At 63.7% G+C, this 12,426-nt stretch carries 9 protein-coding genes; 6 read left to right on the forward strand and 3 right to left on the reverse strand.

Features of this window, described 5'->3' with window-relative positions:
• Nucleotides 1–9: 9 nt before the first annotated feature.
• On the forward strand, nucleotides 10–1,788 hold the full coding sequence (locus U5A67_RS28040) for a cobaltochelatase CobT-related protein (RefSeq protein ID WP_321816833.1): 1,779 nt from the start codon (nucleotides 10–12) through the stop codon (nucleotides 1,786–1,788).
• 165 nt (nucleotides 1,789–1,953) lie between these two features.
• Entirely contained in the window at nucleotides 1,954–3,171 is a 1,218-nt protein-coding gene (locus U5A67_RS28045; protein WP_321816834.1) for a J domain-containing protein, read from the forward strand.
• Between the two features lie 19 nt (nucleotides 3,172–3,190).
• Here the strand turns inward: U5A67_RS28045 and U5A67_RS28050 are convergent, their stop codons facing one another.
• The 3 genes from U5A67_RS28050 to U5A67_RS28060 all read right to left on the reverse strand — a co-directional run bounded on the left by U5A67_RS28050 (nucleotide 3,191) and on the right by U5A67_RS28060 (nucleotide 8,416).
• Nucleotides 3,191–4,774, reverse strand: coding sequence for an inorganic phosphate transporter (locus U5A67_RS28050; protein ID WP_321816835.1), 1,584 nt, complete (start codon nucleotides 4,772–4,774; stop codon nucleotides 3,191–3,193).
• Nucleotides 4,775–5,114: 340 nt separating this feature from the next.
• A complete protein-coding gene (locus tag U5A67_RS28055) occupies nucleotides 5,115–6,293 on the reverse strand; it encodes a porin (RefSeq protein WP_205985683.1) in 1,179 nt (392 codons plus the stop codon).
• Nucleotides 6,294–6,469: 176 nt separating this feature from the next.
• The gene (locus U5A67_RS28060; RefSeq protein WP_321816836.1) at nucleotides 6,470–8,416 is read right to left on the reverse strand and encodes a bifunctional sugar phosphate isomerase/epimerase/4-hydroxyphenylpyruvate dioxygenase family protein; all 1,947 of its coding nucleotides are present in this window, start codon (nucleotides 8,414–8,416) and stop codon (nucleotides 6,470–6,472) included.
• 269 nt (nucleotides 8,417–8,685) lie between these two features.
• Between U5A67_RS28060 and aroQ the strand changes: the two genes are divergently transcribed.
• The 4 genes from aroQ (at nucleotide 8,686) to U5A67_RS28080 (ending at nucleotide 12,295) form a co-directional block, all read left to right on the forward strand.
• A complete protein-coding gene (gene aroQ, locus U5A67_RS28065) occupies nucleotides 8,686–9,150 on the forward strand; it encodes a type II 3-dehydroquinate dehydratase (protein WP_205985681.1) in 465 nt (154 codons plus the stop codon).
• Nucleotides 9,150–10,040, forward strand: coding sequence for a shikimate dehydrogenase (locus U5A67_RS28070; RefSeq protein WP_321816837.1), 891 nt, complete (start codon nucleotides 9,150–9,152; stop codon nucleotides 10,038–10,040). The genes aroQ and U5A67_RS28070 overlap by 1 nt, the downstream gene beginning before the upstream one ends.
• 50 nt (nucleotides 10,041–10,090) lie before the next feature.
• Nucleotides 10,091–11,455, forward strand: a complete 1,365-nt coding sequence (locus U5A67_RS28075; RefSeq protein ID WP_321816838.1) for an MFS transporter — start codon at nucleotides 10,091–10,093, stop codon at nucleotides 11,453–11,455.
• Between the two features lie 165 nt (nucleotides 11,456–11,620).
• On the forward strand, nucleotides 11,621–12,295 hold the full coding sequence (locus U5A67_RS28080) for a TetR family transcriptional regulator (RefSeq protein WP_205985678.1): 675 nt from the start codon (nucleotides 11,621–11,623) through the stop codon (nucleotides 12,293–12,295).
• Nucleotides 12,296–12,426 lie beyond the last annotated feature (131 nt).

A 12,426-nucleotide genomic window follows, 5' to 3' on the forward strand; every position in this document is an offset into this window, starting at 1 on the left:
AAACCGGCCATGGACAGCACGCCGATCGACGATCTTGAAGTGCGGCTTGGGAAACTCGCACGCGTGCTGACTGGCGCGGCGAGTGTGACGGTATCGATCGGCGCGGGCGGCCCACGTCTTGAGGGCGAGCGCTTCGTGTTGCCATCGCGTGCGCTGGAAATCGAAAAGGATTCTGAATCGTCTTTGCTGACAGGCTATCTCGACCTGCTGGCGGCGCGTTGGCGGTATAGCGCGGTGGAACGGCTGGATGTCGCGCAGGCGGGCGTGACAGGGCGTATTGCGCAGGTTATTGAGGACCGGCGTGTGCTTGCGCGTCTGTTGGTGGATTTCCCGGGCGCGCAACAGTATGTGACGCGTTGGCGCACGCAACTCGCTCGCGATGCCGCGCGGCGCTGGCAGGTGCTGACATGGTCAGAACGCCTGGTGTGGGCGATCGAGCGCACACTCTGGCATGAGATGTCCGACGTGGACGAACGCGACGCGGTCTCGCTGGCGGCCGCACTGCGTACGCTCGACGTTGCGCAAGGCCCGCTGGCGGCCGCGCGTGGGAGCGATTCCACGCACGCGAGCGTGCGGGCTGCGCAGGCGATCGTAGCGGGCGTGCGTTCGCTGGCTTCGCGCGGCGCGAACAATATGATGCAGTCGGCGCGGCCCATCGAAGCACTCGACGACGATGCGTTCGCGCGTGAGCTCGACGCCTTCGGCGCACAGGACGACACCGATTTCGCGCTGACGCTGGACGCAGACGAAGCCGCGAAGGCGTCGCGCGAGCCGGGCGCGCAGTTGCGGGATTCCGCCGCTCAGGCACAAGCCGATACATCGAGCGCACCGGGCGCCACGCTCTCAGACGCCGATGCCACTGCGCCGCGCGCTGCGAGCGCCGACGCAGCGTTCATAAGACCGCTGCGCTCGATTCCTCTCACCACGGCCTTCGACGTAATCACGGATCTCACCGGTAGCGGCGACGCCACCGCTTGGCGCAAGCTGCGCACGCTGGCGCGCGCAGAAACCGGCGCGCTCAAGATCCATCTCGAACGCGTGCTCAAGGCCGACGAACTCACGCACTGGAAGCGCGAGCTGGAACGCGGCGAGATCGATCGCGCTGCGCTCGCGCGTCTGGCGGTATCGCGTGGTTATCGCACGCCGTTTCGCGTGAGCACACACGCAAGCGGGCGCGACGCTGCCGTGACGCTGCTGCTGGATTTAAGCGGTTCGATGGCGGGGCGCAAGATCGAACTCGCGCGTTTATGCGCCGCCGCACTCACGGATGCGCTCATACAGCTCGATTTCGAGGCGGAAGTATTGGGCTACAGCTCGATCGAGTCGCTTTCAATGCGCGAACACTACGAGCACGAGCGGGCTTCAGGCGTGGATCTGCGCGCCTATAACCGCTTTGTCGAAAGGCTCGATCTGCGCGTCTTCAAGCGGTTCGACGCGCGCGATCCGAGCGGGCTCGCAGCCATCGAATGCGGCCACGAAAATCCCGACGGCGAAGCGCTAACGTGGGCCGCCACGCGTCTGATGGCGCGCAAGGCGCGGCGTCGCCTGCTATTCGTGCTCTCGGACGGTTTGCCCTCCACCAGCGACGGCGATCCCGCGATCCTGCGCAGCGACCTGCACGCGCGCGCGGCCGAGGTCAGCGGGCAGGGCATCGAACTGGTGGGGATCGGCATACAGGATGATGCGGTCGAAGCGTTTTATCCGCATGCGGTTGTGGTGCGCAAGCTGCACGAATTGCCGAGCGTTGCATTCGCCACGTTGAGCCGGATGCTCGCGCGGCGGCGTTGACTCTCGCAGCAACCCGTTTCGATTCGTTGCAAGTGCGCCTGAATAGCCGGGTATGAGCCTTGCAGACAGCGTAGGCGTGATATACCTTGTTAGATTAAATCGTCGCGCGGCGCGTGGCGATTCGACTGAACAAAGCCAGTGATAACTCTTTTAGATAGTTAGGTTATGTCCGCTCCCGACCCAAGGACACACGAAGACTACGATCGCCTTTATTACCGGCTCGACCTCGAGCCTGGTGCCAGCGCGGCCGATATCAAACACAACTATCGGCAACTCGCGCAAATATTCCATCCCGACAAATGGCGGCATCCGACTGCTGCGTCGCTGCATTGGGCCGACGAGCAGTTCAAGAGGATCAAGGAAGCGCGCGAAGTGCTGGAGGCTTATTGGGCCGCGCATCATGAAGCGCCGTCGAGCGGATATGCGCTCAGCGACGCGCAACGCGGGCGCGCGCTCGAACAGGTGCGCGAATTGCAGATGCGCCGCGAGCGCCTTTCCATCGACCTCGACAATCTTCAGCGCGAGCGTCTACGCACCCTCGCCGAAATTGCACGCATGCAGAACGAGCGCGAGCGTTTGATCGGCGACATCGTGCGTCTGCGTGACGACGCTTCGCGCGAGCGGGAAGCGCATGCGGACTGGAACGAACAGAAGCAGGCATTTTCTGCTTCAAACGCTAGTTCGAATTCGCCTTCCGATTACGACGCCCCGCATGGCTATGAAGCAGGCATCGCCACGCCAGCCGAAAGCGATTTCACGCCCACGAAATCGCATCCCATCCGCCATTTCTTTTTCTCGCGTTTTGACGACCCTTCGCGCGGCTGGCTGATGACGCTCAGCGGCGCGGTATTCGTATTGATCGTGCTGTTCGTGGCGGCGCACCGGATCGTCTTTAGCGTATTCGATATGACGGGTTCGTGGCGCTGGCTGGCGGTGTTTCTGCAAACGCTGTTGATTAGCACTGGCGCGGTGCTGGCGGGCGGTTTCGCTTGGGCGCAGCGCACCTTGCATCGCGCGGATAGAGCGGGCCGCGTGCATGGCGTGCCGCTGCCTGTGCAGGAAACCTGGCTGCGCGTGACGACGTCATTGCGCGGTACGAGCCGTCATGGCGCGGCGTGGCAGATCGAGACCGGCGCGCTTTCTACCGGCGATTCGGGTTTCGAAATCGATGCGGTGTTGCGCTACTCGACCCGACCGCACGGCGAAGGCGAAGCGAATCAGGCCGTGCGGTTCCGTTGCCGTGCGCAGGCCGCTGGAGCGGGCGCAACGCGTATTGCGTGGGATTTCGGCGTTCAGGCGCCGACCTGGTGGCTCGTGCCTGCCGCGCAGGTCGTGCGCGATCTGCGCTGGCGTGTTGAAGCCGATATCGCCGGGCGCATATAAACGCCGCGATATCGATTGTTCAGAACACCTGACGAAATGCCCAGTACAACGCGGCAGAGAGCGCAATCGAAGCGGGCAACGTCAGCACCCAGGCCAGCGCGAGATTGCGCACGGTCGACCATTGCAGCCCGGAGCCGTTCGCAGCCATGGTGCCCGCCACGCCCGACGCCAGCACGTGCGTCGTGGAAACGGGCAAGCCGTAGATATCGGCCATGCCGATGGTGAGCATGGCGACGGCTTCGGCGGATGCGCCCTGACCATAGGTCAAATGCTGTTTGCCGATTTTCTCGCCCACCGTGACGACGATGCGTTTCCATCCCACCATCGTTCCTAATCCCAGTGCAATCGCCACAGCCACTTTCACCCACGTGGGAATGAATTTGGTTGCGTGGTCCATCTGTTTGCGCAGGCCGTCGAGCGTTGCGGCATCCGCGCTGGAAAACGCGGGGTTTTTCGCTTTTTCCATCAGCCGGATCGCTTCGGAGGCGACGTACATATTGTTGCGCACGTTATCGACGATCACTTGCGGCACTTGTGCCATCGAGCCGGACAGACTGACCTGATCGGCGATCGTATCGGTCAAGGCGCGCAGCGCGGGCAGCGTGGCCGGCTGCAACTTGTGCGTACGCACATAGGCTTCGACTTCGGCACGTGGATTGTCGGGCGGCGCTTCGGGCGCGTAGTGCACGAGCGTAATGGACGCGGCGCGCGCGACGGCGACGAAGACTTCGGTTTCGCCCGGCGTGACGGCCTTGTTGAGCGCGTAGGCTGTCGGCACCACGCCGATCAGGATCAGCATGATCAGGCCCATGCCTTTCTGGCCGTCATTGGAGCCGTGCGCGAACGACACGCCCGTGCAGGTGCCGATCAGCAGCAGGCGAATCCAGAACGGCGGCGGTTTGTTCGGCTCCGGCTGACGATAGAGACTGGGTTTGCGCACCATGAATTTCAGTGCGACCAGCACGAGCGCGGAAAGCAGAAAACCGATGATCGGCGAGAACAGCAGCGCCTTGCCCACGCCGGCCGCTTGCGCCCAATCGACGCCCGAAGTGCCGGAAGGCCCGCTGATCCACTGATTCATGATGCCCACGCCAATAATCGAGCCCACCAGCGTATGCGAACTCGAAGAAGGCAAGCCGAAATACCAGGTGCCCAGATTCCAGATGATCGCGGCAATCAGCAGCGCAAACACCATCGCGAAGCCCGCGCTGCTGCCCACCTGCAGAATCAGTTCGACGGGCAGCAGTTGCAGGATGCCGAAGGCAACCGCACCGCTCGACACCAGCACGCCGAGGAAATTCCACGCTCCCGACCAGACTACGGCGATATGGGGTTCGAGTGAGTTCGTATAGATGACGGTGGCGACGGCATTGGCAGTGTCGTGAAAGCCATTCACGAATTCAAAGCCCAGCGCGATGATGAGCGCCACGCCCAGCAACACAAAGGGCAACGCCGAGCTTTCCTGCACCTCGCGCAGATCGAGGAACAAATGATCGATAACATAGATCGCGCCGATCGCGATGATCAGAAAAAACAGCGTGACGGCGAGGCCGCGTCGGCGAGGGTGCACCGCGCTTAAGGGGGAAAGGGGAAGGTCCGGCATGTGAGTGCGCTATGAGTTGGGCTCGTGAGCCTCGCGCGCTGTGCCGGGAAAACGTGACGCTGGCGATGTGGTCTGCAAACTCATTTGCAAACCTCGTGGCCGCGTGCGTGAAAGAAGGCGGGGCGCGTCAGACACGCTGCCATTCGAGCGTGTCCTTTCGAGACGCGACAGTGTCGCACAACGCGCGGCGCGGCTGCGCCAGGACGCACGCGCTGCCATGGCGTGCTGCGCCGCGGCGCCCGCCAGAAGCGGCCGCCGCGGCTTTTGCGTCGTATTGACGCGTGGTGTGTTGATTCACTTCGGGCTATTCGAAGTGCATCAGTCCTGCATCACACCGGCATCAGAACAGCAGCGCAATGCCCGCCATGCCGACAAACTGCGAATGCGTGCTCGACGGCGTGCTGTTCTGCGAGTCGCCCACCGAAGGCGTGGCGTTGACGATGTCGCCGCCGCCATTCGCGCCCAGCGTCTGACCGCTCGCGTGCTGATAGCCCTGCAGCGCATAGAGCGAGGTGCGCTTGGAGAGGTGATAGGTTTCCTTCAACGAAACCTGCTCGTAGCGCGCCGCGCTGGTGATGCCGTTAGCCTTCGACGCCATCGTGTAAGCGAAGCCGCCGCCCACGTCGAACGACGGCGTGAAGCGGTACGTGGCGAGCGCCGCCCACGTGTTGAACACGGCCGTATCGGCGAACAGCGACTTGCCGCCCGCGAGATATTCGACGTTCGAATACGACGCGCCCAGCATCAGATTGCCGATCGTGTAGTTACCTGCCACGGCGATGTGCTGCACCGCACGCGCCGAAACATAGCCCGTATTCAGCGACGATTTGCCGAAGCTCGCGGTCGACGAGGTGTCGAAGCCGCTCGTCAGCGCCGCATTATCCATGCGCAGATAAGCGGCCGCGAGTGCGATCGGGCCGTTGTTGTAGCGCAGCGCCGCGCTCCACGTCTGCCCCTTGCCGGTGCTGCCAGCGATGCCGCCGAACGCGTACATGGCGCTGGCCTGCAGGCCGTACCACACCGGCGACGTATAGATCGCCGAGTTGTTGATACGCACGGTGGTATCGAGCCCGTCGATATCGCCAGGGTGCGCGCCCGTCGCGCCGGTCAGCCAGTTGCTGCCCGTGAGCGGGCCGACGAACTGGTAATACGGCGTGTACTGGCGGCCGAGCGTGAAGGTGCCCGCATTGTTGTTCTTCAGGCCGACATAAGCCTGACGGTTGAAGAGCAGGCCGCTCGACTGCAGCGCGCCGGTGTTCGGATCGAAACCGTTCTGCAGATCGAAGATCGCATAGGTGCCGCCGCCGAGATCTTCCTTGCCGAGTAGGCCGAATTTCGAGGCATAAACGTTACCCTGGCGCAGGTAGACGTTCGAGTGACCGTTCTGGTTGTTGACGTAGGTGATGGCGTCGTCGACAGCGCCATACAGCGTGACGCTGCTCTGGGCGAAGGCGGGATTGGCGATCAGCGCGGCGCCCGCCGTCAGGAAAATACCGGGGCCGAAGGCAGTCTTCTTCATCGTTGTGCGTCTCCAATAAAAGGCAGGATTGCTTATTTTTTTAAATCGAACCGCGCAAAATTTGCGCGGGGTGCGCCGCGTGAACGGCGCAAGGGTCTCAGGCTCTTTGGGTTCGGTATGGCCTTCTTTGTGAAGGCTCGTATTGAACGTGTCTTTTTAAGGCTTTCTGATTTGACTTATTCAGCCTGTTCGCGTGCCGCACGGGCACGCTGGCGCGCCTGCGCGGCCAGACGCACGGCGGCGTTAGGCGCGCCGTAGCCGTCGTATCCGCCGCGTCGTTCGACCAGTTCGACAAAGAAGCGCTGGTCGAGCGTTTCGGTGTAGGCGTGCAGGAATTCGCCGCCGTTTTCGTCGCGGTCGTAGAGCAGGTTGTGCTCGCGCAGAGCATCGAGAAAATCGGCGGGCAGCGCGAAACGCGCGTCCAGATCGTCGTAATAATTCGCGGGCACGCGCAGCAGCGGCACGCCGGCGGCTTCGAATTCCGTGACCGCACGGAAGATATCGCCGGTGCTGAACGCCACGTGATTGAGGCCCGTGCCGTGATACGCGCGCACCGTTTCTGCCGCAGCGGTGTGCTGATCGACCGAAGCGTTGAGCACCACACGCAGGCCGCGATCGGCGCTGAAAAGGGCGCGGCTGCGCACCAGACCATAAGGATCGGGCACGAGCACGGCGGCGGTGGCCTGCAGACCGAACACCGATTTCAGAAACAGCACCCACGAATCGAACGAACCGGCGGGCAGCGAAAGGCTCACGTGATCGATGCCGGTGATCGGGCCGACTTCGGTAGGACCGTCCACATCGGTGAGCACGAAATCGGCTTCGAACAGTGTCGGCTTGCCGGGCTCTTCGTTAACGAAGTAGTTAAGACTGCCGTCCGGCGCCTGAACGGCGGGCACGACGCGCTCGTTCGGCCCGACGCTGCCTGAGAACGGCTGATAGCCGAATCCGGCCGCGCGTTCGAGCGCGTGGCCCGCATTGTCCACGTGCAGTGCGGACGCGCACAGCGACAGACCGTGGCGCTGGAAGAAGGCATCGGCGAACGAATCGGGCTCGGCGTTCAGGACGATGGCTGCGGTGCCGTGCTGATAAAGCGTCACATCCTTCGAGCGATGCTGGCCGGCGCGGCGGAAACGCAGCTTGCCGAGCAGATCGGCGAGGTGTTCGCGCGCGGCATCGTTGACGGCGAATTCGAGGAATTGCCACTGCGTGTGCGCGGGCGCGGCGGGCGGCGTGTAAAGCGTCGAACCCGCTTTATCGCCTGCTTTAGCGAGCTCCTGATGCGTGAGTTCTTCGAGCAGCAGCAGCGAACGATGGCCATCGGCGGCGGTCGCAGCGGGCGGCGCGCCACGGAAGCCGTCGTTGAAGATTTCGAGCGAAAGCGGGCCCTGATAACCGCTCTTAACTACCTGCGCCGTGAAATCCGCGAGCGCGAAGTCGCCCTGACCCGGGAAGCAGCGGTAATGGCGGCTCCATTCGAGCACATCCATCTGCATTTTAGGCGCGTCGGCGATCTGCACGAAGCCGATGCGATCGCCCGGAATCGACCCAATCGCGCCCGGCGTGTCGTCGAGCGACAGCGTATGGAAGCTGTCGAGCGCGAGTGTAAGGTTCGGATGATTCACCGCATCGACCAGTTTCCACGCGTGGCGATACGTGCTCACGTGGCGGCCCCAGGCCAGCGCTTCGTAGCAGGTCACGACGCCGGCCTGTTCGGCGGCGCGCGCGAGTGCGCCAAGCTGGTCGATGGACAGCGCGTCGTCGCCGATCGAGTCGGGCGAGACATTGCTGCACACCAGCAGACGGTCGGCGCCCAGTTCGTGCATGACGTCGAACTTGCGCTTGACGCGTTCTATGTTGCGGGCGAGGCGCTCGGCGCTCACGCCCTCGAAATCGCGGAACGGCTGATAAAGCACGATGGCGAGGCCGTGATCGGCGGCCATACGGCGCACGTCGGCGGGCGAGCCTTCAAAATAGAGCAGGTCGTTTTCGAAGATCTCGACGCCCGTGAAGCCGGCGGCGCTGATCGCGGCGAGCTTTTCCGCGAGCGTGCCGCTGATCGATACGGTCGCGATCGAACGGCAGAGAGGGGCGATGGCTGGGGCTTGGGGCGTCTTGGACATGGCGTGGTGCGGCTGCGGCAATAACGTTAAGCATAGGACCTGCGGCGCGGATCGGCTGTCCTATCGAGGACGGTCCGAGCCGCAGGAGTATCGCAAGGATAATAAAACTAACCAGTTAGTACAAATTCTGGGAAACCCCAGGTGACTGGGGCAGGGTCGCGCGGCAAACTGGCGGCCATGCGTTGGATGTGCGCATTGGCCACATGGATTCATGCGGTTCGAATATGCGCATAGACCACGCCTGTCGAGACGTCGTAGTGGAGCGTGTAATGCAATTGCCGTCGGTGCTGGTCCTCAATGGACCCAATCTGAATCTGTTGGGAACGCGGGAACCCGCGTTTTATGGGGCTGAAACGCTGGACGACGTGGCGCAGCGCTGCCGCGAAGCCGGCGAGCGGCTGAATCTCGCGATCGACTTTCGTCAGTCAAACGCCGAGCATCAGTTGATCGACTGGCTGCACGAAACGCGCACGCAGGTGGACGGCATCGTCATCAATCCTGCTGCTTACACGCATACCTCGGTGGCGATCGCCGATGCGCTTTCCGCCGTCGACAAGCCGGTGATCGAAGTCCATATTTCGAACGTGCACCAACGCGAGGCATTCCGTCACCACTCGTATGTTTCGGCGGTGGCGTCGGGCATCATCGTCGGCTGCGGCACCCAGGGTTATGTGCTGGCGCTCGAACGCATGGCCACGCTGCTGGCGCAGCAATCGGCGAAGAAGGGGGCGTAATGAGCACGAATTCCACACTCAAACCGCGCTCGTTTCTCTGCGGGCTGATCGGCAAAGGGATTGCCGGTTCGCTCACGCCCGCGATGCACGAGAAGGAAGGGCGCGAGCTTGGCTATAACACGGTCTATCGCCGCATCGACCTCGATCCACTCGGCCTTTCGATCGACGATCTGCCGGAGCTGCTGCAGTCGGCGCAGCGCATGGGTTTTGACGGCCTGAATATTACGTATCCGTGCAAGCAGGCGGTGATTCCGCTGCTCGACGAACTCTCCGACGATGCGCGCGCGCTGGGCGCCGTCAACACCGTGCTGTTCCGTGACGGCAAGCGCATCGGCCATAACACCGACTGGTCGGGTTTCGCCACCGCGTTCAAGCGCGGCCTGCCCGATGTCTCGCTCGAAGCGGTCGTGCAACTGGGCGCGGGTGGCGCGGGTGCGGCGGTCGCGCACGCAGCGCTGCAGATGGGCGCACGCGCGCTCACGCTGTTCGATGTCGATAACGACCGTGCAGCCTCGCTGGCCGCCGAATTGCAGGCGCGCTGTCCTGCGGCGCGCGTGAGCGCGGGCACGAGCGCCACGCTCGAATCGACGCTTGCCGGCGCCACGGGCCTGATTCACTGCACGCCCACCGGCATGGCCAAGTTGCCCGGTCTGCCGCTGCCGGCCGAGTATCTGCACACCGGCCTGTGGGTCGCGGACATCGTTTATTTCCCGATCCGCACGGCGCTGCTCGAAGCCGCCGAGGCGCGCGGCTGCCGCACGCTCAGCGGCGGCGGTATGGCGGTGTATCAGGCGGTCGATGCGTTCCGGCTGTTCACGGGCATGGAACCCGACGCAGAGCGCATGTACGCGCATTTGCAGGCAATGCTGGCGCTGGACGCCGGCCAATAACAAAGACCACTACGCGCCTCTACGGGCACATTCAGGTTCAGGAGACAGACATGGCACCACCCGTATCCACCGGGCGCGACGCGCCGGGCGTCGCTGCCGCACCGGCGCAGGGCGCACTGCGCCGCTCGAAGGCGCGTTATCGCATCCTCGGGCTGCTGGCGATCGGCACGATGATCAACTATCTGGACCGCACGGTGCTCGGCATCGCCGCGCCGCAGCTGACCAAGGAACTGGGCATCAACGCCGCGCTGATGGGCCTCGTGTTCTCGGCGTTCTCGTGGAGCTACGTGGTCGCGCAGATTCCGGGCGGCGTGTTTCTCGACCGCTTCGGCAGCAAGCTCACGTATTTCCTGTCGATGACGCTCTGGTCGCTCTGCACGCTGGTGCAGGGGTTCGTGGGCAGCGTGGGCGCGCTGTTCGCCTGCCGGCTGGGTCTGGGCGCGGCCGAATCGCCGTGCTTCCCGACCAATAGCCGCGTCGTGGCAACGTGGTTCCCGCAGCAGGAGCGCGCCTTCGCGACCGGCACCTACACGGTGGGCGAGTACATCGGCCTCGCGTTCTTCAGCCCGTTCCTGTTCGCGCTGATGGGCGCTTACGGCTGGCGCTCGCTGTTCTACGTGGTGGGCGCCGTGGGGATCGCGTTCGGCTTCGTCTGGTGGGCGTTCTATCGCGAACCGCACGAGCACCCGGCGGCGAACCGCGCGGAACTCGACTATATCGAGGCAGGCGGCGGCCTGGCGAAGCACGAACGCAAGGCCGACGCGGCCCAGCAGGAAGGCAAGCCGGCCAGGGGCGGCTTTGACTGGCGCATGGCCGGCAAGCTGCTGCGCAAGCGCCAGCTCGCGGGCATCTGCCTAGGCCAGTTTGCCGGCAACTCGACGCTGGTGTTCTTCCTGACCTGGTTCCCGACCTATCTCGCCACCGAGCGCCACATGGGCTGGCTGAAGATCGGCTTCTTCGCGATCATGCCGTTCATCGCCGCTTCGGTGGGCGTGATGTTCGGCGGCACGTTCTCGGACTGGATGCTGCGCCGTGGCATCTCGGCCAACGTGGCGCGCAAGCTGCCGATCATCGCCGGTCTGCTGCTGGCGTCGAGCATCGTGACGGCCAACTTCGTCGAAAGCAATGTGGCCGTGATCGCGATTCTCTCGGTGGCGTTCTTCGCCCAGGGCATGGCCGCGCTGGGCTGGACGCTGGTGTCGGACATCGCGCCGGCCGGCATGCTGGGCCTCACGGGCGGCATTTTCAACCTGGCCGCCAATCTGGCCGGCATCATCACGCCGCTGGTCGTTGGCATGATCGTGGCAGCGACGGGCTCGTTCGTGTGGGCGCTGGCGTTCATCGGCACCATCGCGCTGCTGGGCGCGGCGTCGTACATCTTCGTGGTGGGCGACATCAAGCGTATCGAGCTTTGAGCTAGCGGTCTGGACCGGCGGGCTGCGTTCGCGCGCCGCCGGTTTTTCGTTTCCCGGGCCCGCAGACCGGCCAGGCCACCCCGCAAAGCGGCCCGGCAAAGCCCGGCAGGGGGCCATGCTAGAATCGGTTGAATCCCTTCCTTACTCGCGGTCCACAGAATAATTATGGCAAGACCGGCGGCTGCGGCCGAACGTAACGACGCTCAATCCGAAAGCCGGCGCAAGTACGATCCCGAGCAGACCAAACGGAATATTCTCGAAGTGGCAACCGCCGAATTTTCGGCGATGGGCCTAGCTGGTGCGCGTGTCGACGCCATCGCCGAGCGCACCAACACCACCAAGCGCATGCTCTATTACTACTTCGGCAGCAAGGAAGGGCTGTACGAAGCGGTGCTCGACAAGGTTTATGGAGACATCCGGGCGCTGGAGCAGGACCTGCATATCGACGAACTCAATCCCGACGAAGGCCTCAAGCGTCTGGTCGAATTCACTTTCGATTACCACGACCGCCATCGCGATTTCGTGCGCCTCGTGACGATCGAGAACATCCACGGCGCGAAGTATATCGAGCGCCTCAAGACCTTCCGCACCCGCAATGCCAGCGCGATCCGCACGATCGAGGATCTGCTCGCGCGCGGCGTGAGCGCCGGCTTGTTCCGCGACGACATCGACCCGATCGACCTGCATCTGTTGATCAGCTCGATGTGCTTTCATCGCGTGGGCAACCGCCATACCTTCGGCGCGGCGTTCGGGCGTGATCCGTCGCATCCGCGTCTGCGCGCGCGGCATCGCGAGATGGTGGTGGACGCGGTCACGCGCTTCGTGCGCAAGTCGGCCTGAGCCATTTCCGGCAGGGAAGGCGCCGCCGCCCGGTTATCGGCACGCGGCGCGTCTAGCACATCCCCGACTTCCCTCATCCCATAAAAGTGCGCAAACGCATTACACTACGGCCCGGAAGCCCGCATGCGCGG

Origin of the sequence: Paraburkholderia sp. J69-1, from assembly GCF_905220255.1 — a bacterium.
GTDB lineage: Bacteria > Pseudomonadota > Gammaproteobacteria > Burkholderiales > Burkholderiaceae > Paraburkholderia.